Source organism: Streptomyces tagetis (genome assembly GCF_018069565.1).
Classification (GTDB): Bacteria; Actinomycetota; Actinomycetes; order Streptomycetales; family Streptomycetaceae; genus Streptomyces; species Streptomyces tagetis.
Genome location: NZ_JAGPNL010000008.1, coordinates 341,418 through 365,593 on the forward strand (window position 1 = coordinate 341,418; position 24,176 = coordinate 365,593).

Here is a 24,176-nt window from a genome sequence, read left to right on the forward strand (position 1 = left end):
TCCTTGCGGCTCAGGGAGGTGCGACGACGGGGACGCCCTGTGATCCGGATCACGAGGATGCTGTTCAACCGTCAAGTTACGGATGAGTAGTAGAAAAGTGAAGTTACGCGTCGGTAAAAACTGTGGGCGACAGCCGACACCCGGCGCACCGCGAGTGATAACGGCTCACACCGGCCACCCGGAAGAACCTGAGGAACAGGTAGAGCCGGCGGAACCCGAAGAACCCACGCCCGGCGGGGAGTTCACGCCGCCAGGGTGCCCGGCATCACCGCACGCGGACCGAACTTCGCCCGCGCGCGGTCCGCGACCTCCTCCAGCCGGCGGACCTTCTCGTCCACGGGGTCGAAGGTGAGCTGGTGGGAGGCGCCCTCGGCGGGGGCGAGGCCCTCGGCGCGCAGCGACAGCGCGCGGACCCGGGCCCGCTGGAGGCCGAGCGCCTCGTACATGCCGTACGCGGTCCGCGTCAGCTCGGCGGAGTGCGCGGTCGGCTCCCGCAGGGTGCGGCGGCGGGTGGTGGCCGCGGGGCTCCCCCCGCCGGGGCCCGTGCGGGAGCGGGGCGGTTCGGCGTAGCGCACTGTGAGGGTGAGGGTGCGGCAGACCTGGCCCTGGGAGCGCAGCCGGGCGCCCAGTTCCCCGGCGGCCGAGAGCAGGGCGCGGCGGTGGCGGCCGGGGTCGAGTTCGTCGCGGGAGAAGGCGCGTTCGGCGGCCAGGGTGGAGGAGAGGCCGTCGGGGACGACCCGGCCCCGGTCGACGCCGTTGGCCTTCTCGTACAGGTCGCGGCCGGCCCGCGCGCCGACCAGGCGCTGGAGCGTGGACAGGGGGGCCGCGGCGACCCGGCCGAGGGTGCCGAGCCCGTACTCGTCCAGGGTGCGGGCGGTGGCGGCGCCGACGCCGGGCAGCGCGGCGACGGGCTTGCCGGCGAGGAACTCCCCCGCCGTGGGCCCGGTCACCGCGGGGGTCGTCCCCGGGCGGGCGTCCCGCAGCGCCATGCGGGCCAGCATCGGGCCGGGTCCGGCGCCGATCGCGCAGTCGACGCCGTACCGCGCGAGGGCGCGGACCCGGATGACCGCGGCGAGTTCCACCGCGTCGCGGCCGAAGTACCGTTCGGCGCCGCGCAGATCGGCCAGCGCCCCGTCCGGGGGGAGGGCCTCGACGACCGGGGTGAACTCCTCCAGCAGGGCGAGCAGCCGGGGCAGGGCCGCCTCGTACGGAGGGGGCAGGTGGAAACGTACGCAGAGGACGGTCATCCCGCGCTCCCCGGGCTCTGGTGCCACAACTTCCTTCCCACCGCGGTCCCTTCGCCCGCGGGGCGCAGATCGGCCCAGGGGTGCATCTCGTATCCGGTGGACAGGCGCAGCCGGCGCTCACCCGGGTCGGGGGCGGCGGAGCCGGCCGGCCGGGGCGGACCCTCGCCGCCGGAAGCCGGGGCGGCGGGGGCGGGGGCGGTGCCGGCCAGCCGGGCCGCGACGCCCTCCAGCCCCTCCTCGCGGCGGACGTCGAGCAGGTCGGCGAGGTTCCAGGCGGCGGCGCCGACCACGCTGAGGCTGCGCGGGCCGCGGCGCTGCACCACCCCGCGCACCAGCAGCAGCCAGGAGTGGAAGACGGTGTGGGCGCAGGCGTCGTGGGAGTCGTCGAAGAAGGCGAGGTCGACCAGGCCGGTGCCGTCGTCCAGGGTGGAGAAGATGACCCGCCGGCCGGAGCGGACCGGCGGCGTCTGGGTGGCCGCCTTGGCGCCCGCGACCAGGACCGTCTCCCCGTGCCGGGCCTCGCGCAGCCGCCGGGCCGGCACCACGCCCAGCTCGTCGAGGAAGGCCCGGTGGTCGTCCATCAGATGGCGCGAGGCGTCCATGGAGAGCACGCCCAGCTCGGCGCTGAGCCGCTCCTGCGGGGAGAGGTCGGGCAGCCCGGCCCCCGCGGTCCGCTTCCCCCCGGCCAGGGGCAACTGGTCGCCGCGCCCGCCCCGGGCGCCCCGGTGCAGTTCGGTCAGGTGCAGTTGCAGGTCACGGCGGTTGGCGCCGAACGCGTCCAGCGCGCCGACCTGGGCGAGCCGGCCGGCCAGCGGCCTGCTGGGCCGGGCCCGTTCCCAGAAGTCGAGCAGGGAGGCGTAGGGCCGGCCCTCGGCGATCCGGGCGGCCTCGGCCTCGGTGATGCCGTGCACGTCGGAGAGGGCGAGGCGCAGTCCCCAGACCCGGGACCCCCGTTGATCAGACACCAGTTCGATTGTGTGGGCGACGTCGGACCGGTTCACGTCCAGCGGCAGGATCGGCACCCCGCGCCGCCGCGCGTCCGCCAGCAGCAGCCGCTTGGGGTACATGCCGGGGTCGTGGGTGAGCAGCCCCGCGTAGAAGGCGGCCGGGTGGTGCGCCTTCAGCCAGGCCGACTGGTAGGTCGGGACGGCGAAGGCGACGGCGTGCGCCTTGCAGAAGCCGTACGACCCGAACGCCTCGATGATCTCCCAGGTCCGCCCGACGGTCTCCGCGTCGTACCCCCGGTCCCCCGCGCACCGGGCGAACCACACCTTGATCCGCCCCTGCGACTCGGGGTCGGAGAGCCCGCGCCGCACCCGGTCCGCCTCGCCGCGTCCGCAGCCGGTCATGATGTCCACGATGTCGATGATCTGCTCGTGGAAGACGACCACCCCGTAGGTGCCCTCCAGCGGGCCCTTCAGGTCGGGGTGGGGGTAGCGCACCGGGGCCCGTCCGTGCCGGGCCTCGATGAACGGGCGCACCATGTCGGCGGCGACCGGTCCGGGCCGGAAGAGGGAGATGTCGACGACCAGGTCGTGGAAGGTGGCCGGCTGGAGCCGCCCCACCAGGTCCCGCTGGCCCGGCGACTCGATCTGGAAGCAGCCGAGCGTCTCGGTGGAGCGGATGAGCCGGTACGTCTCCGGGTCGCCGTCCGGCACCGCGTCCAGGTCGATCCCGGTGCCCGTCGCCCGCTCCACCTCGGCGACCGCGTGCGCCATCGCCGACTGCATCCGCACGCCGAGCACGTCCAGTTTGAGCAGCCCGAGGTCCTCGACGTCCTCCTTGTCGAACTGGGCCATCGGGAACCCCTCGCCGCTGGTCGGCACGACCGGGGTGCGGGAGAGCAGGGAGGCGTCGGAGAGGAGGACGCCGCAGGGGTGCATGGCGATCCCGCGCGGGAGGGCGTCGAGGGCCTCGACCAGCTCCCACAGCCTGCCGTACCGCTCCTTCTCCCCCGCCAGGTGCCGGAGTTCGGGCAGTTCCTCCAGGGCGGCGCGGGCGTCGCGGGCCCGGATGTGCGGGAAGGACTTGGCGATCCGGTCGATCTCGGCGGGGTCCATGGAGAGGGCGGCGCCGACGTCGCGGACCGCGTGGCGCACCCGGTACGTCTCCGGCATGGCGACCGTGGCGACCCGCTCGGTGCCGAACCGGGCGATGATCGCGCGGTAGACCTCCAGGCGGCGCGCGGACTCCACGTCGATGTCGATGTCGGGCAGCACGACCCGCTCCCGGGACAGGAAGCGCTCCATCAGCAGCCCGTGCTCGACCGGGTCGGCGTGGGCGATGCCGAGGAGGTGGTTGACCAGCGAGCCCGCGCCCGAGCCGCGCGCGGCGACCCGGATGCCCATCTCCCGTACGTCGTCCACGACGCGGGCGACGGTCAGGAAGTAGGAGGCGAAGCCGTGGTGGGCGATGATGTCCAGCTCCTGGTGCATCCGCTCCCAGTACCGCCGGGCGCCGGGGGAACGGTCGTGGCCGCGCAGCACCATGCCCGCCGCGGCCCGGGAGGCCAGCGCCCGCTGGGCGGTGCGGCGGCCCGCGCCGACGAGGTGCGGCTCGGGGAAGTGGACGGCGCCCATGCCGAGGTCGTCCTCGGGGTCGACCAGGCACGCGGCGGCCGTCGCCCGCGTCTGCTCCAGGAGGCGGTGGGCGGCCTCGCGGCGGAAGCCGGCCGCCTCCACGATCCGCTCGGCGGCGTGCAGCATGGCGTCCGCGCCTTTGAGCCACGCCTCGCCGGAGTCCGGCTCCCCGAGGGCGCCGACCGGGACCAGCCGGCGGGCGGCGTCCAGGACGTCGGCGACCGGGCCCCGGCCGGGGTCGGCGTACCGGACGGCGTTGGCGAGCACGGGCCGTACGCCCTGTTCGGCGGCGAAGCCGAGGGTACGGGCGGCCAGCCGCAGCGAGCCGGGGCCGGTCCCGGCCCGGCCGTGCCAGACGGCCTCCAGACGCAGGGCGTCACCGTACGTCTCCCGCCAGGGGGCGAGGAGCCGCACCGCGCGGTCGGGGCGGCCGGCGGCGAGGGCGCGGCCCACGTCGGAGCCGGGGCCGAGCAGGACGGTCAGGCCGTCGGCGTGGTTGTCGGCCCAGGGCAGCAGCGGGGTGCCCGGGGAGGCGGCGCCGTCGGCGGGGACGGCGTGGGCGGCGGAGACCAGGCGGCACAGGTCGGCCCAGCCGCGGGCGCCGTCCCGGGCGAGGAAGGTCACCCGCGGGGCCGACTCGTCGACGAAGGCGCCGCCGCGCACCGGGGTGCGGCGCCGGTCGCGGCGTACGGAGGTGCCGGTGCGCCCGGGTCCGTCGCCGGGCGGCGCCACCGCCAGCTCGGCGCCGAACAGCGGGCGGACACCCGCCCGCGCGCACGCCTTGGCGAAGCGGACGGTGCCCGCGAGGGTGTCGCGGTCGGTGAGGGCGAGGGCGTCCATGCCCCGTTCGGCGGCGCGCTCGGCCAGCCGCTCCGGGTGGGACGCGCCGTACCGCAGGGAGAACCCGGAGACGGTGTGCAGATGCGTGAAACCCGGCACACGCACCTCCCGCACTCTCGTGAGCCGACGCCTTTCGAACGTCTGTTCCAACTACCCTCCCCACCATAAACCACTTCCTCGCATACGCGTGCGACACTCGTTCGGCCCCGGCCCACCTGCGGGAACATGCCCCGCCACAGAGCGTGGGGGGCATGTCGCACACCATCGGTCCCGGGCACCGCTCCTTCCTCGGCGGGGTGAAGGACGCGGTCACCCCGCGCGCCACGCTGCTCGTCCTCGGCGTGGTCGCGCTCCAGCTCCTCTTCATCGCCTCCTACGTGGGGGCGCTGCACCACCCGAAGCCGAGGGACGTGCCCTTCGGGGTGGTCGCGCCGGCTTCCGCCGCCGAGCGGACGGTGGCGCGGCTGGACGGGCTGCCCGGCTCCCCGCTGGACGCGCGCACGGTGGCCGACGAGGCGACCGCCCGGCGCCAGATCACCGACCGGAAGATCGACGGCGCCCTGATCACCGACCCCGCCGGCCGCACCGACACCCTCCTGGTCGCCGGCGGTGGCGGCACCGTCCTCGCCACCACCCTGAAGGGCGTCGTCACCGAGGCGGAGGCGTCCGAGGGCCGCACCGTGCGGACCGTCGACGTGGCCCCGGTCTCCCCCGACGACTTCAACGGGCTGTCGTCCTTCTACCTGGTCGTGGGCTGGTGCGTCGGCGGCTACCTGTGCGCCTCGATCCTGGCGATCAGCTCCGGCGCCCGGCCCTCCGACCCGGCCCGCGCGGCGATCCGGCTGATCGTGATGGCCCTGGTGTCGGCGCTCGGCGGGCTCGGCGGCGCGCTGATCGTCGGGCCGGCCCTGGGCGCCCTGCCCGGTGGCGTGGCGGCGCTGTGGGGGCTCGGCACGCTGATCACCTTCGCCGTCGGGGCCGCCACGCTCGCGCTCCAGGGCGTCTTCGGGATCGTCGGCATCGGACTGGCGATCCTGCTCGTGGTGATCGCGGGCAACCCGAGCGCGGGCGGCGCCTTCCCGCTGCCGCTGCTGCCGCCCTTCTGGAAGGCGATCGGCCCGGCGCTGCCACCGGGCGCGGGCACCTGGTCGGCACGGTCGATCGCGTACTTCGACGGGAACGCCATGACCGACGCGCTGCTGGTGCTGGGGGCCTGGGCGCTCGGGGGGATCGTCGTCACGATGCTGGCGGCGGTGCTGCGCGGGCGGCGCGGACGGCGCGGGCGGAAGGCACCCCTCCCGGCGTTCTGACCGGCGGCCACCAGGCCCTTTCGGCTCCGTTCGGGTCCCTCGCCCTCGCACCCGTATCCCTGCCCCTCCCAGATCACCGCCCCTCCCAGATCCCCGCCCCTCCCGCCCCCGGACGGACGGAAGTCCCGCCCCTCGCGCGCGAGGCGGGACTTCCGGGGGGTGCGTGTGCCGCGGATCAGCCGATCTGCGTGCCGGTGGCCGACAGGGCCTCCGTCACCGGCTGGAAGAAGGTCGTCCCGCCCGAGACGCAGTCACCGCTGCCGCCGGAGGTCAGACCGACCGCGCTGCTGCCCGAGAAGAGGGAGCCGCCGCTGTCGCCGGGCTCGGCACAGACGTTGGTCTGGATGAGCCCGTTGACGATGTCGCCGTTGCCGTAGTTCACGGTGGCGTCCAGACCGGTGACCGTGCCCGAGTGGACCTGCGTGGTGGAACCGCTGCGGGTCACCGACATGCCGACGGTGGCCTGGGCCGCGCCCGTGATGTTCTGGGCGGAGCCGTTGTAGAGGTTCACCTCGCTCGGGTGGGCCACGCCGGCCGTGTACTTGACAAGGCCGTAGTCGTTGCCCGGGAAGCTGGAGGCCGCGTTGGTGCCGATCACGGTGCCGGACGAGTCCGACCAGCTCGAGATCGACTCGGTGCAGTGACCGGCGGTGAGGAAGTACGGCTCCCCGCCCTTGGTCACGTTGAAGCCGAGCGAGCAGCGCCCGCCGCCCCCGGTGATGGCGTCGCCGCCCGCGATGAAGGGCTTGTACTCCCCCTTCGTACGCTGGAGTTCGGCGGTGCCGCCGAGCCCGTCGACCACCTCGGTCAGCTTCGCCCAGTCGGCGTCGGAGACCGTGCGGTCGGCGGTGACGACGACCTTGTTGGCGGTGGGGTCGGTCACCCAGGAGGTGCCCGGGATGGCCGCGTCCCGCGTCAGGGCGGTGCGCGCGGTGCGCAGCTCGGCGAGGGAGTTCTCGACGATTCTGGCCTTGGCGCCCGCCGCCTCGACGGTCTGCGCGGCGGCCTCGTCGAGCACGTTGACCACGAGGGTCCCGGCCTGCGCGTCGTAGTACGTACCCGCCGCGTCGGCGCCGAGGTCGCCGGCGAGCGTGGAGGCGAGCTTTCCGGCCGCCGTGACCGACAGGGTCTCGGGCGCGGCGGTCGTCGCGGGCTCGCTGGCGTTCGCAGTCTGGAAGGTGACTCCCGCCGCGATCAGTGCGGTGATGCCCGCACCCACCGTGGCGACCCGTCGCCTGGATATGCGTCGGTGCTTCAACTCGCGTCCTCCTGTGGGGGGTCGGCCCGGAGGATCGTGGGGTTCCCGCGGGCCGGAAGGCTGGTTGACGAGCCCAACTCTCCCGAACGGTGCAGGGGGCACACAAGACCGACTTCAGGACGTGCGCACGACAACTCCAGTGCGGGCACACCTCCTTCACGATTCATGTCCTCTCCAGGAGGATTCGCGCAGCAAACGTCACGGCAAACGCCATGGCCGGGTGACGGATGGTCGGACGGTGACGTCGCGGCTGTCTCGATCTCCCCCTTGCGGACGGCCCGTCATCCATGCGTCTACACGCGGTGCGAGGGGCCCCGCCCGGGGACGGAAGGGCCTCCGGGACGGGAGGGACCCGCCCCGGAGGCGGGACGCGGCGGCGGGCAGGGGAAAGCCCCCGCACGGTGGATGCGTGCGGGGGCTTGCCGTGCGCGGCCGGCCGCGCTCGGGGTGACGGGCCGTCCGGACCGGCCCGGGACGTCTCAGTAGACGTTGACCCCGTAGGCGCTGAGCGCCTCGGTGACCGGCTGGAAGAAGGTGGTGCCGCCGGAGGAGCAGTTCCCGCTGCCGCCGGAGGTCAGGCCGTACGCGAGGCCGTTGCTGCCGTAGAGGGGGCCGCCGGAGTCGCCGGGCTCGGCGCAGACGGTCGTCTGGATCAGACCGGAGACGATGTCGCCGCCGCCGTAGTTGACCGTGGCGTTCAGGGCGGTGACCCGGCCGCTGTGGGTGCCGGTGGTGGAACCGTCGCGGATGACCGTGGTGCCCACACTCGGCGTGGCCGCGCCGACGATGTCCACACCGTTGGCGGTGCCCGGCTTGCTGACGGAGGTGTTGGTGTACCGGACGATGCCGTAGTCGTTGCCCGGGAAGCTGGAGCCGGCCGTCGTGCCGAGGACGGTGGTCTTGGCGGAGTTGGACCACCAGGTGCCGGCGCCGTCGGTGCAGTGACCGGCGGTCAGGAAGTACTCGGCGCCGCTGCTGCTGCGGACGTTGAAGCCGAGGGAGCAGCGCCAACTGCTCGCGTAGATGGCGTCGCCGCCCTCGATCAGCTTGCTGAACTTGCCCGGGGTGCGCTTGATCGTGAGCGCGCCGGCGTTCGAGCCGGCCTGCTTCTTGATCTGCGCGATCTGGGCCTCGGTGACGGTGCTGTCGGCGGTGACGACGACACTGCCGGTCTCGCTGTCCACGGCCCAGGCGGTGCCGGGGACGTCGGCCTTGAGCACCGAGGCGTCGACGCTCTTGAGCTGGGAGGCGCTGAAGGTGGCGGGGGCGTCGGTCGCGTTCGCGCTGGGGACCGCGAACGCCGCGGCGGCCACAAGGCCGGTGGAGACGGCGATCAGCCGGTTCCGTCTTGCGACGCCGCTGCGGGGGGTGGTGCGCTTGATCCTCACTTTACGTTCCTCCACGGGGGAAGTAGGGGGCCCTTGTTGTGGGGTGGGGCCCGTGAGGCGCAGCCAGGAGCCGAAGTGTCCGGGTTCCGAACACGCCATGCCCCTGACAAGCGCTGAGGGGGAGTATTCGGCCGAACGGCCGGTCGGCGCAAGGGTGCCTTTCGGCCGTCACCCCGTGGACATGATCGGCACACCTTCCCGGCACCGACCGGCGCGGGCCGCAGGGCGTGGCGACGATGCCGCCGAAGGCCCGGCGGGATGCGGCGACGGGGTCGAAGCCCCGTACGCCCAGGGTGTTTTCGCGGTCCAGGACGACCAGGTGCCGGTCCCCGTACGCCACCTGGGCCGCGCTCGCGGGGGCCGGGGCCGGGGGCGAGGCGGGGCGGTGCCGTCGAGGAGCTGCCCGGCCACGGTCGGTCCGTCGTCCCGGGCGGCCGTCGGCAGTACGGCGCCGCCGCCCGGGGTCCAGCGTCCCGGGATGGCCGGAAGTCGCCCCTCCGGATACTCCGCCAACCGGTACGTGGCGGTGCGCGCGAGCGGTCCGCAGAACACCGGCACCGCCGCCACCACCGCCACCGCCGGCACCACCGCCACGCGCCGCTCGTGCCGGCGCCGCCGCTCCTCGGCCGGGTCCGTCGTCATGGTGGCGCCCCGCCTCGCCGGGTCCGGCCGGCGGCGGCGACGGCCCGGCCGGGCTCAGCAGTCGCACCCGCAGCCGTCACAGCAGCACCCGTCACAACACCCGTCCCCACCACCGCAGTTCCCGCAGCAGTCGCAGCAGTCCGGGCAGTCGCAGTTGTCGGACCACCCGTTCTTGCGCCGGCCGGTCCACGGGTCCTCGTACGTGCCGCAGCACATCTGGCAGGTGCAGGCCAGCCCCACCCACACCGCGCACCCCGCGAGGAGTCCGCGCCGCCGGTCCGGCGGCGGCGGGGGCACCGGCGCACCGGGCCCGCCGGGGGCGCCGGGCGGCGCGTACGGATGGCTTCCGTGGGCGCAGGCCGAGGTGCCGAAGGCCCGGTCGACGGAGGTGCGCAACTCGTGCGCGAGCAGCCGGTGCACCAGCCGCCCGTCGGTGAACTCGGCCTCGGCCAGGGCGAGCCGCACCCCGCGCACGGCGTCGTCGGCGAGCCGCCGGGCCTCGGTGAGCGGGGTGCCCGTGGCGGTGAGCGGGTTCCAGGCGCCCGCGGCGGCGTCGGCCTCCCGGTCCTCGACGGCGTCCAGGAGATGGGCCAGCCGTCCGAACAGGCGCCCCGCCTCGGCGAGCGGTTCGGCGTTGCCGGGCCGCCCGGCGAGGAGCGCAGTGTGCGCGAAGGCCGCCGCGGTGGCCGTCTCGGTCGGCTCGGTCACGGTGAGCAGGGGCGTGCCGGGCCCGGCGAGGGCCTCCAGACCCGCCTGCCGGCCCACGGCGTCGAGCAGGACGGCGGTGTCGAACCCGACGGCGCCGCCGCTTCGGGCGCCGGCCGCGTCCCAGCCGGCGGCGATACGGCGGGCGGCGAGCGCCACCGGCCGGCGGGCCGACAGCCCGTCCCCGTCGGCGACGTGGTCGCGCAGTTTGGCGGAGGCGAGCACCAGGGAGACGGCCGCGGCGAGCCGGGCACCCTCGCCCTGGGCGACGGAGGCGGTGCGCATCCCGCGCAGCGGGCAGGGGCCCGCCGTACGCCGGCCGGTGCCCGCGCCGCCGGGCGCGGACTGAGCCTCCGTCAACACCGAGACCAGCAGGCCGTCGTAATGGGTGACGATGCGGGCGAACTGTCCGTGGTCCTTGCGCAGGGCGAGGCAGAGCCCGCACAGATGGGCCGTCCACTGGCTCGCGAGTTCCGCCCCGAGCCGGTGCCGGCAGGGCCTGACGATTCCGAACACGACTGTTCCCCCGTGGTGTCTTCGACGCCGTGCCGCGGGACCGTACCGCCGGGCGCATCACCCGTACGTCCCACTCCTCACCCGTACGCCGAGAAGAATCATATTTCACTCACAGTCAGCGCCCGTTGGGGAAACGACCCTTGGGGCACCTGGACTCTCGACGGATCGGCTGTGCACCAGTACCGTCACAAACCCCCCGCGCGGCGTCTGTCCACTTGGCGCGATGTCCGCATCATGGATGACCATAGGGATGCGGAACGCACGGAAGACCGCTGTGAGAGGAGGCGTCCATGGGATCGGTACGCAAGGCGAGTGCGTGGCTCGGCCTCGTCGACGACAACGAAGACGAGCGCTACTACGACGACGACTACTCCGAGGAAAACGACTCCGGCGACGCCTGGGTCACGGACCCCCGCGTGCGGGTGGCCGCGGACACGGCCGAGGAGCGCGGGCGCCGCATCGGCACGGTGACCCCGGACAGCTTCCGGGACGCGCGGGCCATCGGCGAGCTGTTCCGCGACGGTGTCCCGGTCATCATCAACCTGACGGCGATGGAGGCCGGCGACGCCAAGCGGGTCGTGGACTTCGCGGCCGGGCTCATCTTCGGCCTGCGCGGTTCGATCGAGCGGGTCTCGACCCGGGTGTTCCTGCTCAGCCCGGCCGACACCGAGGTCATCAGCGGGGAGTCGGCCGCGCGCCGGTCGGACGGTTTCTTCAACCAGAGCTGAGACGGGGCCCCGCGTCGCCGGCCCCGGCCTCCGGTCCCTGTCCCGCCCGCCCGTCCCGCCCCCTTGCCCGTTGCCCCTTGCCCCGGACCGGCCGGCCTACCGGAAGGCGTCGAGTCCGGTGAGCGCCTTGCCCAGCACCAGTTGATGCATCTCGACGGTGCCCTCGTAGGTGAGCACCGACTCCAGGTTGGTCGCGTGCCGCATCACGGGGTATTCGAGGGAGATCCCGTTGGCCCCGAGGATCGTGCGGGACGTGCGGCAGATGTCGATGGCCTCGCGCACGTTGTTGAGCTTGCCGAAGCTGACCTGCTCCGGGCGGAGCCGGCCGGCGTCCATGCGCCGCCCGAGGTGGTGGGCGAGCAGCAGCCCCTTGTGCAGTTCGACCGCCATGTCGGCCAGCTTGGCCTGGGTGAGCTGGAAGCCGCCGATGGGCCGGCCGAACTGCTCGCGCGAGGTCGCGTACTCCAGGGCGGTCTCGAAGCAGGAGCGGGCGGCGCCCATCGCGCCCCAGACGATGCCGTAGCGGGCGTGGCCCAGGCAGCTCAGCGGTCCGCGCAGCCCCTCGGCCTCCGGCAGGACGGCGTCGGCGGGGAGCCGGACGCCGTCGAGGACCAGTTCGCTGGTGACGCTGGCGCGCAGCGACCACTTGTGCCGGATCTCGGGGGCACAGAAGCCGGGCGTGCCCGCCGGGACGAGGAAGCCGCGGATGCCCTCGTCGGTTCGGGCCCACACCACGGCGACCCCGGCGACGGACCCGTTGGTGATCCACATCTTGCGTCCGTCGAGGACCCAGTCCCCGCCGTCGCGCCGGGCGCGGGTACGCATCGCCGCGGGGTCGGAGCCGTGGTCGGGCTCGGTCAGCCCGAAGCAGCCGATGACCTCGCCGGCGGCCATCCGCGGCAGCCACTCCCGCTTCTGCTCCTCGCTGCCGAAGCGGTGGATGGCGTACATGGCGAGGGAGCCCTGCACCGAGACGAGCGAGCGGATGCCCGAGTCGGCCGCCTCCAGCTCGACACAGGCCAGTCCGTACTGCACGGCGCTCGCGCCGGCGCAGCCGTAGCCCTCCAGGGACATGCCGAGGGCGCCGAGGGCCCCGAGTTCGCGGGCGAGTTCCCGGATGACGGGGAGTTCGCCGCGCTCGTACCAGTCGGCGATGTGCGGCAGCACGCGGTCGGCGGCCCAGCCGCGCACGGTGTCCCGGACCGCCAGGTCCTCGGGGGCGAGCAGGTCGTCGAGGCCGAGCGGGTCGGCGGGGTCGAACGGGGGTCGCGGCGCGGACGGGGACGACGGGGTCGAGACCATGGGACACACCCTCCGAGGACGAGAAACTAGCACCGCTAGTCACGGCTCCGCGCCGACGTTACGTGGCAGTCTCCCGCACGTCCACCTCGGCCGGGCTCCACCCCGCCGGGGCGTCACACCGAGACGCGGGGCGTCTCCCTGGCGTCGCGCGGGGCGGGCACGGCGACGGTCTCGCACTGCATGGCCCGGGGCAGCCGCAGCGCCATGAGCGCGCCGAGCAGCAGCAGGACCGCGCTGACCAGCAGGGTCACGTGCAGTCCGTGCACGAAGGCGTCGGCCGCGGCCCGCCGCAGGGCACCCGCCGCGGGCTCCCGCAACTTGCCGGCCTCCTGGTACGCCTCGCCCAGTGAGTGCCCGGCCGCGTCGGAGGCGGAGCGCGGCACCCCGGGCACGCCGCCGCGCAGGCCGGGGGCGTAGGCCGCGTTCATCACGCTGCCGAGGAGCGCGATGCCGATGCCGGCGCCGAGCTGGTAGGAGGTCTCGCCGATGGCGGCGGCCCCGCCGGCCTGCGACGGGGGCGCCTCGCTCAGCATCGACTCGTAGGCGCCGAACAGCGTGGTCTCCAGGCCGAAGCCGAGCAGGACGAACCCGCACAGCAGCAGCACCACGTTGTCGGCCCGGCCCATCGCGGTCAGCAGCACCACCGCGCCGGCCGTGAGGCAGAAGCCGGCGGAGACCATCCGGCGCGGGCCGAAGCGGCGCAGCATCCGCGCCCCGGCGAGTCCGGCGGCCATCGCGGCGAAGGTCAGCGGGAGCAGCCGCAGCCCGGTCTGGAGCGGGGAGAGTCCGAGCACCAGTTGGAGGTACTGGGCCGCGATCAGCTCCAGGCCGACCAGGGCCAGCATGGCGAGCACGATGCAGCCGACCGAGGTGCTGAACGCGGCCCGGCGGAACATCCGCAGGTCGACCAGGGGGTGCCGGCGGCGGCGCTGCCGTCGGGCGAAGGCGGCCAGCAGGGCGGCGCCGACCAGCGGGGGGACCAGGGTGAGCAGGCTCAGCGTCGGCTCGGTGCCGCCGAGCCGCTTCACGCCGAGGACCACGCCGAAGAGTCCGGCCGCCGCCATCAGGGCGCCGAGCACGTCCCAGGGGCCGTCGCGGTCCCCGGTCGACTCGGGCAGCAGCAGCCACCCCACCGGCAGGCTGACCAGCATCAGCGGGATGTTGACCAGGAAGACCGAGCCCCACCAGAAGTGCTCCAGCAGGAATCCGCCGAGCAGCGGTCCGACGGCCGCGCCGACCGCGGCCACCGCGCTCCAGACGCCGATCGCCAGCGCCCGCTCCCGCCGGTCGGGGAAGACCTGGCGCAGGATCGACAGCGTCGCCGGCATGATCATGGCCCCGCCGACGCCGAGCAGCGCGCGGGCCGCGATCAGCACGTGTCCGTCGTCGGCGAGGGCCGCCAGGGCGGAGGCGATGCCGAACAGGGCGTAGCCGAGCAGCAGAATCCGCCGGCGGCCCACCCGGTCGCCGAGCGTGCCGAAGAGGATCAGCAGCGAGGCGCAGACGAGCGGGTAGACGTCGACGATCCAGAGCAGCTCGATCGGGCCGGGCCTGAGGTCCTCGGTGACGGCGGGCACCGCCACGTGCAGGACGGTGGCGTCGAGGGCGACGAGCAGCAGACTGGCGCAGAGGACGAGGAGGACCACCCAGCGGTTGGCGCCGGCCCCGGCCGCCCGGCGGCGCAGCGCTGCGGCAGCCGTGGTCGTCCCGGACATGCGCGTACCTCCAAGGTGTTCCCTCGCGTCCGGCGGGCCGGACGGGGCGGGGACTGCCCTGCGGCCCACCCGGAGAGGAGCGGCGCCTGGTGGCCGGGCGGCGGAACGCGAGTGGTTCGTCAGCGTACGCGAGTCCGAATCCGGTCCGCGTGGCGGGCCTCACACATCCGGTGCGAGCGGCGTGACCTGCGTCACCGGGGTGGTACGGGCGGGCGTGCACCGGGCGGCGCGGACGGGTGCGCGGCGGATAATCGCCCGGTGACCGATGTTGCGACGCGTGGCGCCCCGGCCCGGCCCGGTCTCCTGGGCCGGGCCGCTCCCGCGCTCCTCGGCTACGCGGCCGTGCGCGCCCTGGGGCTGGCCGTGCTGGCCCTGTGGAGCGCCGCGCGCGGCAAGAGCGGCCACACCCTGCTCACCGCCCGCTGGGACGCCCTGTGGTACGCCCGGATCGCCGAGGGCGGCTATGGGTACGAGGTGCGGCTGCCCACCGGTGACGTCCACTCCGACCTGGCCTTCTTCCCGCTGCTGCCGTGGCTGGAGCGGCTGGGGGCGGCGGTGTCGCCGCTGTCGTACGCGGACGTCGGCTTCCTCGTCTCGCTGTGCGGCTCGTTCGCCGCGGCCTGGGGGATCTTCGCGGTGACCGAGCACCTGTACGGCCGGCGGGCCGGGGTGTGCGCGGTGGTGCTGTGGGCGGCGCTGCCGGTGGGGATCGTGCAGTCCATGGCGTACAGCGAGTCGCTGTTCACCGCGCTGGCCGCCTGGTCGCTGTACGCGGTGCTGACCGGGCGGTGGGTGAGCGCGGGGGCGCTGGCCGCGCTGGCCGGGCTGACCCGGCCGGTGGGGCTCGCGGTGGCGGCGGCGGTGTGGGCGGCGGCGTACGCGGCGAACGGGCGAACCGGGAGCGGGGGCGGCCCGGACGGCGTGCCCGGCCCGGAACGCGCCCCCGGCGACGGCGCGCGACGCGCACTGGCGTTGCTGCTCGCGCCGCTTGGCGCCGCCGGGTACGTGCTGTGGGTCGGTCACCGCACCGGCGCGGGTCCGCTGGGCTACCTCGACGTCCAGGCCGGCTGGCGCAACGGCTTCGACGGAGGTCTGGCCTTCGCCCGCTTCGTCGGCGGGCGGTTCACGTCCTTCCCCTCGGCCCTGGCGGGCGCCGCGCTGGTGGCCGGGGTGGGCCTGGTCGTCTGGCTGTACGCGCTGTGCCTGCGGCGGCGCCAGCCGCCGCCGCTGCTGGTGTACGCGGGGATCGTCACCGCCCTGGCGCTGTGCGCGTCGGGGTACTTCGGGTCGAAGCCCCGGCTGCTGCTGCCGGCCTTCCCGCTGCTGCTGCCCCCGGCGGTGGCCCTGGCCGGTCTGCGGACCTCCAGGTCGGCGCCGGTGCTGGGAGGGCTGGCCCTGGTGGCGGCCGGGTACGGGGCGTTCTGGCTGAACGGCTCGGGCCCCCCGTGAGCGCGCCCGGGGGCCGCGGTGAGCGCCGGGGAAATTCCGTACCGGCATTCGGTGAACGAATTCAAAAGCACGATAAGACCGTCGGCCGGGCCGATCAAAGGAATTGAACTCCCGCACGGGTGGTGATTGCGGATTTCCCGGAAATGGCGCGGCTCCTGAGAGGAATCCCACATCACATCGTCATCACAAACCCGTTGATTCGTCAGGGTTGAGTCCTCACTCGCTGTAACGTCGATTGGGTGCGTACCGAACGGAACCTCGCCCGTCTGGACCGGGTGTTCACGAGACTCGACCGGGAGCCGGAACGGCCGGCCCACCTGGTTGTGCCGGAGATGAGCCGGCACAGGATCGCGCTGTTCGCCGGAACCCTCGCGTTCTACGTGGCGATCGTGTGGGCCGTGCTCATCACTTCCTGGCTGGTCCGGCTCGACTGGCAGGTCATGTTCTTCCGCCCGTACCAGCAGTGGCCGGACATCCACGCGTTCGTCGACTACTACGTCGTGCTGGGCCAGCGCGGGCCGACCGCGGTGATGGTCGCGGCCTGGCTGGGCTGGCGCTCCTGGCGGCAGCACACCCTGCGCCCGCTGCTGGCGCTCGGGGTCTCCCTGCTGCTGCTCAACGTCACCGTGGGTGCCGCCAAGATCGGGATGGGCCGGCTCGGCCCGCACTACGCGACCACGGTCGGCGCCAACGAGATGTGGCTCGGCGGCGATATATTTCCGAGCGGTCACACCGCGAACGCCGTCGTGACCTGGGGCATCCTGGCCTATCTGGCGTCCACGCCGCGCGCCCGGCGCTGGCTGTCGGCCCTGTCGGCGGTCACCTCGCTGGGCGTCGGGATGTCCACCGTCTACCTCGGGACGCACTGGCTCAGCGATGTGCTCCTCGGCTGGGCCGCGGGGCTGCTGATCCTGCTGGCGCTGCCGTGGTTCGAGCCGCTGATCGCCCGCGCGGAGACCTGGCTGCTCGCTCTGCGCGACCGCCTGCGTGACCGGCTGCGCGACCGGCTGCGCGACCGCAGGGGCCGCCGCACCCGCGCGCGGCGCCCGGCCACCGCGCCGGTCCGCCTCACGCCCGTACCCGAGCGCGAGGAGCCGCCGGCGCGTGAGCCGGTGGCCGCCCCGCGCACCCGCGCTCCGGCGTATCTGGCCCCGGGCCCGCACACGGTCCGCGCGGACCGTACGCCGGTCACCCCGGCCGGCAGCCGGCGCCCGGCTCCGTACGCCGACCGCTCCCCGCGCAGCACGGCCCCGGCGGCCCGGCCCGTCTCGGGCGGCTGAGCGCGGCGCCGTCGCGCGCGGTCACCGTCGGCCGGCCCGTCCGGGCGGGCCTCAGCCCTTCCAGGCGCGGGTCACGCGGCCGGCCTCGACCTCGAAGTTGATCCGGCCCACGCGGTACTCCATGGTGATCATCGTGCCGGGTGCCAGCGACCGCACCGTGGACCAGCCCCGCTGCCGTGCGAGCCGTTCGGCCGCGCCGGATTCGAGGCCGACGTATGCGTCGGTGCTGTCCCGGGGTTCCTCGGGGGGTGTCGGAATCGATGCCATGCCGCCACGCTATGCCCCGCTTCGCGGCCGGGGAAGCCCGCCCGGGTAACGGGGGTCTCCGATGCCCCTCCGGTCACATTTCTGTCACAGGTCGACGACATGCGTTTTGGTCGAACTCCGTCACCCGGACGGACGGTTCCCGCCACCTTTAGCCGTCGGCCGGACGGAATTCCCCGCCACCTCGACGGGCCCGTGAATAGACGGCCGGAAAAGGACGGTGCGGAGGCGCCGGTGATCTCATCATTCCCCTTTCCCACGAAACGGAACGAACGCGGGGGATCAGATGTCGCCACAGGAAATACATCGTTCGATCACGGTGCCTCCGGGCCGGCCGCGGCGGCCTCGGAGCGGGCGAGGGAACGCGCCAGCCGGTCCCGGGCCGACCGGATCGCGTCGGTCAGGCCGGCCGGCTCCACCACCTCGAACTCCACCCCCAGCATCATCAGGTGCAGCACCATGACATCCGGGTCGGCGGCGCCGGTGCGCAGCAGGCAGCGGTCCGGACCGTCCGCCGTGAGCACCCCGACGGCCGGGGAGATCCGCTCGGCGGCCCGCGCCAACGGCATCGGCAGCCGCACCAGCGCGTGGGTGGCGTAGACCCGGGTGGAGACGCCCTCGGAGACGTACGCCGCGAGGTCCTCGGCGGGCGGCTCGCGCGGGGTGAAGCGCGGCCCGTGCGGCGGCGCCGGGGTGAGGCGGTCCACCCGGAAGGTGCGCCAGCCCGCCCGGTCCACGTCGAAGGCGACCAGGTACCAGAGGCGCTCGGTGCAGACCAGCCGGTACGGCTCGACGGTGCGGCGGCTCACCGTGCCGTCGTGGCCCCGGTAGGAACAGCGCAGCCGCTCCGTGTCCCGGCACAGCCGCGCCAGCTCGGTGAGGACGGCCGGGTCCACGGCACGGGCCCCCGGGCGGCGGAGCATCGGCACCGTGACCGCGTTCAGGGCGCCGACCCGGCGGCGCAGCCGCTCCGGCAGCACCTGCTCCAGCTTGGCGAGGGCCCGTACGCAGCTCTCGTCGATCCCCTCGATGCCCTGCCCCGCGGCGGTGCGCAGCCCCACGGCGACCGCGACGGCCTCCTCGTCGTCCAGCAGCAGCGGCGGCAGCTCGGCGCCGGCCCCGAGCCGGTAGCCGCCGCCCGTGCCGGGGGCGGAGCCGACCGGGTAGCCCAGCTCGCGCAGCCGGTCCACGTCCCGGCGGACGGTGCGCGGGGAGACGCCGAGGCGGTCGGCGAGGTCGGTGCCGGACCACTCGCGGTGGGCCTGGAGCAGGGAGAGCAGGCGCAGCAGCCGTGCCGAGGTGTCGAGCATGCGTCCAGTCTGCCGACGGCCCCGGACGGCGGGCGCGGGGGTCAGCCCGGCAGGGCGGTGACCTCCACGGAGAGGTCGTTGTCCCGGGTGAAGTACGGCCCCGCCTCCAGCAGGCCGCCCGGGGCGCGCACCCGGGCCCGGGGGTAGGTGACCACGGGCTGCTTGTCGGCGATGTCGTCCAGGAGCCGGGCGACGCGCACGGCGGGGCCCTGCTCCCCGGCGGGACGCAGCCACAGGTCCCACACGCCGGGCTCCAGGGCGGTGTAGTCGACGGCGAGGCGGAACTCCGTCCCCTCGGCGTCCAGCGCGGCCCGGCGCGCGCCGTCCGCGCCGGAGCCGGGGCGGGGCCGCAGCTCGGCGTGGGCGCCGGTGTCGAAACGGGTGCCGTACAGGCGTCCCCGCAGGGTCAGCCCCTCCTCGGCGAGGTGCGGCTCGCCCGCCTCGGCGTGCGGGGCGCGCAGCCAGCTCCGGACGGTGAGGTTGCCCTGCCGGGTGGCGTACGGGATGCGCACGGCGACGTGGCCGAGGAGTCCGCTCGGGGTGCGCTCGGTCAGGGAGCGCAGGTCGGTGACGCCGGGCACCAGGCGCAGCGGCTCGCCGTCGGACACGCGGGCGTAGGCGTCCCAGCGGCCCTCGGGCAGCAGGACGCTGCTGGGCAGCGCGGCGCGCAGCCGCCCCTCGGCGGCGGGGGCGAGGGGCAGGCCGACCTCGTCGTCCGCGTCGCGGCGGCGCAGTACGAGGTGGGCCGTGGCGGACTCGCCGCGCGCGGCGACGTCGAAGGTCAGTCCGCCCGCGGAGTCGGCGATGCAGTCGGCCCGCAACGGAGCGGCCGACGGAGCCTGCGGCGTCATGCGGTGCGGTGCCTCCTCGGTCCTCTCGTCGTCCGTTGAGACCGGGAACCCGGGCTCCTGGTTGTCCCTGTCCGGTTGCGAAGTGGTCACGGTCGGGGAACAGGGGCCACCCGGGGTCCCGCCGGACGGGACCGGACACCGCCGGAACCGGTGGCCGCGCCCTCCCGGCACGCTCGCACGCCTTCCCCACGACGGCGATTTCCCGCCATCGTCGTCCGCCGCCCTCCGGCACGGGTTTCCCGATATGTCGACTGAAGATCCCCAGGCGGGACGGCTCTCCTCCCCCGCACAACCCCCTTGTGCCACGGAGAACTTGACGCCTGACGGAGGTTTCCGGCCACCGGGCGGGCGGACTCTTCGGATGATTCGATTCCGTTCGCCCCGGAGCGTGACCCCCGCCACGGATCGCCCGTTGTCTTCAGCATGAGCCGGGAACCACCCCGGACATCGGACCGGGAGCCACCCGGCCCGGTCACGCACCGCATCCCGAGGAGCCACCCGTGCCGCGCATGCTCGACGTCAGCGACGAGGTACGCGCCGAGATCGGCGACGAAGAAGCCGACCGCCTGCTCGCCGGGGGCCACGCCCCGGGCGCTTACGACTGCACGTCCTGCCGTACCCCGGGCGACTGCGAGCAGGAGCGGACCAGCACCGTCCTCTTCATCGGCGACGAGACCGCCGTCCTCGCCTTCGCCCACGCCGGCTGCCTGCCCTCGCAGGTCGTCAAGGTCACCGAGGAGCAGCTCCAGGGCGCCGTGAGGTCCATCAGCTCCGGCGCCGTCCCGCAGGAGCCCGCGCCGGCCGCGCCCGAGCAGCGCGCCGCGCCCGCGCCCGAGCAGGCCGTCCTCGGCGTGACCAGCGGACTGGTCCTGATCGCCGGGGAGCTGCACCCCGCGCTGGTGGTGGAGCCGACCGCGCCGATCGTGCGGCCGGGCACCACCGGCGCCGGGGACGACTTCCTGCCGCTCCTCATCGAGCAGGGCTTCCGGCCCGTCACCGAGCTGTCCACCGCGCCGTCCGTGCTGCACGGCTGGTCGGTGCTGCTCGCCATGGGCCAGTTGCACGCGGTGCTCCAGCCCGGGAACCACGGCGGCCGTCCGGTGGCCTGGTGGCAGGCGCACCAGCCGCTCCAGGTCACCGAGGGCTGGCGCACCGCGGCCAACAAGCACCAGCAGGTGCTGATGTTCGCCGCGCCGGTCGGGTCGATCGGCCGTCAGCCCCGCGAGGACCTGCTGCGGGACGCCCTGGACAAGGCCGCGGCCAACGGCCGGCTGGTCGCCGCCGCGCTGCCGCTCGCCGGTACCTGAGCCCGGCGGCGGCGCGGGCGGGCCGGTGACCCCCTCCCCCGCCGCCGGCGGGCCCGCCCGCCGACCGCATCCCTTCCGGCCCGGGGTCGTTTGGACATACGTGCACGCATACGACTCCTTCCGCCGATACGGTGGCCCCTCGGCCACGCCGATCTACGACGCGCTCTACGCCGAGTACGTCAAGACCTTCCGCTCCCTGCCGGGCGACCGCAGCGGCGAGGAGGAGCTGGGCTTCACCGGATTCGGGAACATCTTCCGCGGCCGGGGCGGATACAGCGCCTACAGCGCGGGCGCCCACAGCGCGCGGATCGGCCAGCCGTCGCCGTGGCAGCGCGTCGGCCCCCTGGTCCCGCCGGGCGCCGGGCCGCTGCGCCCCGCGCAGGCGGCGCTGCCGCCGGCCCCGCGCAGGGGCATCTGAGGACGCGCCGACGCGCGAGAGGGGCGGTCCCGTCCGGGACCGCCCCTCCGCCGTGCCGCTCGGGCTACTTCTTCTTCGCGCCGCGCTTCTCGCGCACCCGCACCGAGATGTGGATCGGCGTCCCCTCGAAGCCGAACTCCTCGCGCAGCCGGCGCTCGATGAACCGCCGGTAGCCGGCCTCGATGAAGCCCGAGGCGAAGAACACGAACCGCGGCGGCCGGGTGCCCGCCTGCGTGCCGAACAGGATGCGCGGCTGCTTGCCGCCCCGCACGGGGTGCGGGTGGGCGGCGACCAGCTCGCCGAGGAAGGCGTTGAGCCGCCCCGTGGGCACCCGGGTCTCCCAGCCGGCGAGGGCGGTCTCGATCGCCGGGACCAGCTTCTCCATGTGCCGCCCGGTCTGCGCCGAGATGTTGACGCGCGGCGCCCAGGTCACCTGGCCCAGCTCGGTCTCGATCTCCCGCTCCAGGTAGTAGCGGCGCTCCTCGTCGAGGGTGTCCCACTTGTTGTACGCGAGGACCAGCGCGCGGCCCGCCTCCACGGCCATGGTGACGATCCGCTGGTCCTGCACCGAGATGGGGTCGGCGGCGTCGATGAGGACGACGGCGACCTCGGCCTTCTCGACGGCGGCGGCGGTGCGCAGCGAGGCGTAGTAGTCGGCGCCCTGCTGGAGGTGGACCCGCTTGCGGATGCCGGCGGTGTCGACGAAGGTCCAGCTCTTGCCGCCCAGCTCGATCCGCTCGTCGACCGGGTCGCGGGTGGTGCCGGCCAGCTCGTTGACCACCACGCGCTCCTCGCCGGCCACCTTGTTCAGCAGCGAGGACTTGCCGACGTTGGGCCGGCCGATCAGGGCGATGCGGCGCGGGCCGCCGACGGAGGTGCCGAAGGTCTGCTGGGGTGCCTCGGGCAGCGCCTCCAGGACCTGGTCCAGCATGTCGCCGGTGCCCCGGCCGTGCAGGGCGGAGACCGGGTGCGGCTCGCCCAGGCCCAGCGACCACAGGTAGGACGCGTCGGCCTCGCCGCTGGGTCCGTCGACCTTGTTGGCGCAGAGCACGACGGGCTTGCCGGCCTTGCGCAGCAGCCGTACGACGGCCTCGTCGGTGTCGGTGGCGCCGACCTTGGCGTCGACGACGAAGACGACCGCGTCGGCCGCCTCGATCGCGTACTCGGCCTGTGCGGCCACGGAGGCGTCGATGCCGAGGACGTCCTGCTCCCAGCCGCCGGTGTCGACGACCTTGAAGCGGCGGCCGGCCCACTCGGCCTCGTAGGTGACGCGGTCGCGGGTGACGCCGGGCCGGTCCTCGACGACCGCCTCGCGGCGGCCGATGATCCGGTTGACCAGGGTCGACTTGCCGACGTTGGGGCGGCCGACGACGGCGAGGACGGGCAGCGGGCCGTGCCCGGCCGCCTCGATCGCGCCCTCGACGTCCTCGACGTCGAAGCCCTCTTCCGCGGCGAGCTCCATGAACGCCTCGTATTCGGCGTCGCCAAGCGCCCCGTGGTCGTGCTCCTCGCCCGAGCCCGCGGAGTGGATGTGGTCGTTCATGAAGTCCGTACCTCGTTCATCGTGGTGATCGGTGGGCACCCGGTTCCGGGTGCGCCACTACTCGGATGCCGCCGTGCGGCCGGTGAGCCGTCCGGCGTGGTCCAGATGCGCGGTGAGCTGCTTCTGGATGCGCTCGGTCGCCTCGTCCAGCGCTTTGCGGGTCCGCCGTCCGCTGCCGTCGCCCGCCTCGAAGGGGTCGCCGAAGACGACGTCGACCCGGGAGCGCAGGGGAGGCAGCCCCTTTATCAACCGGCCGCCCCGCCCGGAACTTCCCAGCACGGCGACCGGGACGATCGGGGCGCCGCCGCGCACGGCGAAGTAGGCGAGTCCGGCGCGCAGCGAGGCGAAGTCGCCGTCGCCCCGGGTGCCCTCGGGGAAGATGCCGAGCACCCCGCCGGCGTCCAGGACGCCCAGGGCGCGGGCTATCGCCGTGCGGTCGGTGGAGTGGCGGTCCACCTCCACCTGGCCGATGCCGGTCAGGAACGAGCCGAGCGGGCCGACGAACGCCTCCTTCTTGACGAGGAAGTGCGTCGGCCGGGGCGCGACCCCCATGACCATGGGGCCGTCGATGTTGTGCGAGTGGTTCACGGCGAAGATCAGCGGGCCGCTCGCGGGCACCCGCCAGGCGCCGAGCACCCGCGGTCTCCACAGGCCGTACATGAGGCCGACGCCGATGCGGCGCCCGACCTCGGCGCCCCTCTCGGACGCGACGGTGGCGGCGGTCACTTCCCCGCCCGCTTCTCCTCGACGAGGGTGACGACGCACTCGATGACCTGCGCGAGGGTGAGGTCGGTGGTGTCCACCTCGACGGCGTCGCCCGCCTTGGCCAGCGGGGAGGTCCTGCGGCTGGAGTCGGCGGCGTCCCGCTTGATCAGGGCCTCGCGGGTGGCGTGCACGTCGGCGCCCTTCAGCTCGCCGCTGCGGCGGGCGGCGCGGGCCTCCGCCGAGGCGGTGAGGAAGATCTTGAGGTCGGCGTCGGGCAGCACGGTGGTGCCGATGTCGCGGCCCTCGACGACGATGCCGCGCGGGGCGCCGGCGGCGATGGTGCGCTGCAGCTCGGTGATGCGGGTGCGCACCTCGGGGACGGCGCTGACCGCGCTGACCCTGGCGGTGACCTCCTGGGTGCGGATCGGGCCGGCCACGTCGACGCCGTCGACGGTGATGGCCGGGCCAGCCGGGTCGGTGCCGGAGAGGATCTCGGGCTTGCCGGCCGCGGCGGCGACGGCGTGCGGGTCGTCGGTGTCGATGCCGTTGGTCACCATCCACCAGGTGATGGCCCGGTACTGGGCGCCGGTGTCCAGGTAGCTCAGGCCGAGCTGCGCCGCGACGGCCTTCGACGTGCTCGACTTCCCCGTGCCGGAGGGGCCGTCGATGGCGACAATCACGGCCGGCTCGGTCGGGGCGGCGCCGTTTTCCACGAGGAGACACCTTCCTGGTGCGGTGCGGTGGGTGGGGTGCGGGGCGATCGGTGCGCCCCGCACAAGGTTACTTGCTCCGCGCGGGCCCCAGGACCGGCCCGGGGCG

The 24,176-nt window shown here is 74.5% G+C and carries 19 protein-coding genes; 6 read left to right on the top strand and 13 right to left on the bottom strand.

Features of this window, described 5'->3' with window-relative positions:
- Positions 1-242: 242 nt before the first annotated feature.
- Both J5Y05_RS25940 and J5Y05_RS25945 read right to left on the bottom strand, forming a co-directional pair.
- Positions 243-1,247 (bottom strand): DNA polymerase Y family protein, encoded by a 1,005-nt coding sequence (locus J5Y05_RS25940; RefSeq protein WP_210875491.1) that lies wholly within the window; start codon positions 1,245-1,247, stop codon positions 243-245.
- Positions 1,244-4,765, bottom strand: coding sequence for a DNA polymerase III subunit alpha (locus J5Y05_RS25945; RefSeq protein WP_210875492.1), 3,522 nt, complete (start codon positions 4,763-4,765; stop codon positions 1,244-1,246). The genes J5Y05_RS25940 and J5Y05_RS25945 overlap by 4 nt, the downstream gene beginning before the upstream one ends.
- A 152-nt stretch (positions 4,766-4,917) precedes the next feature.
- Here J5Y05_RS25945 and J5Y05_RS25950 point away from each other — a divergent pair, with 152 nt between their 5' ends.
- Entirely contained in the window at positions 4,918-5,976 is a 1,059-nt protein-coding gene (locus J5Y05_RS25950; protein WP_210875493.1) for an ABC-2 transporter permease, read from the top strand.
- Between the two features lie 175 nt (positions 5,977-6,151).
- On the opposite strand, the gene J5Y05_RS25955 is transcribed toward J5Y05_RS25950, so the two are convergent.
- The 3 genes from J5Y05_RS25955 to J5Y05_RS25965 all read right to left on the bottom strand — a co-directional run bounded on the left by J5Y05_RS25955 (position 6,152) and on the right by J5Y05_RS25965 (position 10,485).
- Positions 6,152-7,234, bottom strand: coding sequence for a S1 family peptidase (locus J5Y05_RS25955; RefSeq protein ID WP_210875494.1), 1,083 nt, complete (start codon positions 7,232-7,234; stop codon positions 6,152-6,154).
- A gap of 479 nt (positions 7,235-7,713) precedes the next feature.
- A complete protein-coding gene (locus tag J5Y05_RS25960) occupies positions 7,714-8,622 on the bottom strand; it encodes a S1 family peptidase (protein ID WP_210875495.1) in 909 nt (302 codons plus the stop codon).
- A gap of 696 nt (positions 8,623-9,318) precedes the next feature.
- Positions 9,319-10,485 (bottom strand): DUF5685 family protein, encoded by a 1,167-nt coding sequence (locus J5Y05_RS25965; protein WP_210875496.1) that lies wholly within the window; start codon positions 10,483-10,485, stop codon positions 9,319-9,321.
- Between the two features lie 290 nt (positions 10,486-10,775).
- Here J5Y05_RS25965 and J5Y05_RS25970 point away from each other — a divergent pair, with 290 nt between their 5' ends.
- On the top strand, positions 10,776-11,213 hold the full coding sequence (locus tag J5Y05_RS25970) for a cell division protein SepF (protein WP_210875497.1): 438 nt from the start codon (positions 10,776-10,778) through the stop codon (positions 11,211-11,213).
- A 96-nt stretch (positions 11,214-11,309) separates the two neighbouring features.
- Here J5Y05_RS25970 and J5Y05_RS25975 read toward each other — a convergent pair whose 3' ends face one another.
- Complete coding sequence (locus tag J5Y05_RS25975; protein WP_210875498.1) at positions 11,310-12,515, bottom strand: acyl-CoA dehydrogenase family protein; 1,206 nt, start codon at positions 12,513-12,515, stop codon at positions 11,310-11,312.
- A 113-nt stretch (positions 12,516-12,628) separates the two neighbouring features.
- Positions 12,629-14,230 (bottom strand): MFS transporter, encoded by a 1,602-nt coding sequence (locus J5Y05_RS25980; RefSeq protein ID WP_210875499.1) that lies wholly within the window; start codon positions 14,228-14,230, stop codon positions 12,629-12,631.
- Between the two features lie 258 nt (positions 14,231-14,488).
- On the opposite strand from J5Y05_RS25980, the gene J5Y05_RS25985 reads away from it, so the two are divergent.
- Together J5Y05_RS25985 and J5Y05_RS25990 are read left to right on the top strand one after the other, a co-directional pair.
- Positions 14,489-15,679, top strand: a complete 1,191-nt coding sequence (locus tag J5Y05_RS25985) for a putative hexosyltransferase (protein ID WP_210875500.1) — start codon at positions 14,489-14,491, stop codon at positions 15,677-15,679.
- A 239-nt stretch (positions 15,680-15,918) separates the two neighbouring features.
- Complete coding sequence (locus tag J5Y05_RS25990; protein ID WP_210875501.1) at positions 15,919-16,959, top strand: phosphatase PAP2 family protein; 1,041 nt, start codon at positions 15,919-15,921, stop codon at positions 16,957-16,959.
- Positions 16,960-17,010: 51 nt separating this feature from the next.
- Here the strand turns inward: J5Y05_RS25990 and J5Y05_RS25995 are convergent, their stop codons facing one another.
- The 3 genes from J5Y05_RS25995 to J5Y05_RS26005 all read right to left on the bottom strand — a co-directional run bounded on the left by J5Y05_RS25995 (position 17,011) and on the right by J5Y05_RS26005 (position 19,384).
- Positions 17,011-17,226: an I78 family peptidase inhibitor gene (locus J5Y05_RS25995; protein WP_030417990.1), complete on the bottom strand. Its 216-nt coding sequence runs from the start codon at positions 17,224-17,226 to the stop codon at positions 17,011-17,013.
- Between the two features lie 311 nt (positions 17,227-17,537).
- Entirely contained in the window at positions 17,538-18,533 is a 996-nt protein-coding gene (locus J5Y05_RS26000; protein ID WP_210875502.1) for a helix-turn-helix transcriptional regulator, read from the bottom strand.
- Between the two features lie 41 nt (positions 18,534-18,574).
- A complete protein-coding gene (locus tag J5Y05_RS26005) occupies positions 18,575-19,384 on the bottom strand; it encodes a hypothetical protein (protein ID WP_210875503.1) in 810 nt (269 codons plus the stop codon).
- A gap of 500 nt (positions 19,385-19,884) precedes the next feature.
- On the opposite strand from J5Y05_RS26005, the gene J5Y05_RS26010 reads away from it, so the two are divergent.
- Together J5Y05_RS26010 and J5Y05_RS26015 are read left to right on the top strand one after the other, a co-directional pair.
- Positions 19,885-20,691, top strand: a complete 807-nt coding sequence (locus tag J5Y05_RS26010) for a DUF8842 C-terminal domain-containing protein (RefSeq protein WP_210875504.1) — start codon at positions 19,885-19,887, stop codon at positions 20,689-20,691.
- A 100-nt stretch (positions 20,692-20,791) separates the two neighbouring features.
- A complete protein-coding gene (locus tag J5Y05_RS26015) occupies positions 20,792-21,109 on the top strand; it encodes a hypothetical protein (RefSeq protein ID WP_210875505.1) in 318 nt (105 codons plus the stop codon).
- A gap of 64 nt (positions 21,110-21,173) precedes the next feature.
- Here the strand turns inward: J5Y05_RS26015 and der are convergent, their stop codons facing one another.
- From der to cmk, 3 genes are all read right to left on the bottom strand, one after another.
- Complete coding sequence (gene der, locus J5Y05_RS26020) at positions 21,174-22,652, bottom strand: ribosome biogenesis GTPase Der (protein ID WP_210875506.1); 1,479 nt, start codon at positions 22,650-22,652, stop codon at positions 21,174-21,176.
- Between the two features lie 57 nt (positions 22,653-22,709).
- Positions 22,710-23,312 (bottom strand): lysophospholipid acyltransferase family protein, encoded by a 603-nt coding sequence (locus tag J5Y05_RS26025; RefSeq protein WP_247615361.1) that lies wholly within the window; start codon positions 23,310-23,312, stop codon positions 22,710-22,712.
- A gap of 62 nt (positions 23,313-23,374) precedes the next feature.
- Positions 23,375-24,070 carry a (d)CMP kinase gene (gene cmk / locus J5Y05_RS26030; RefSeq protein ID WP_210875508.1) on the bottom strand — a complete coding sequence of 232 codons (696 nt, stop codon included), beginning with the start codon at positions 24,068-24,070 and terminating at the stop codon, positions 23,375-23,377.
- Positions 24,071-24,176 lie beyond the last annotated feature (106 nt).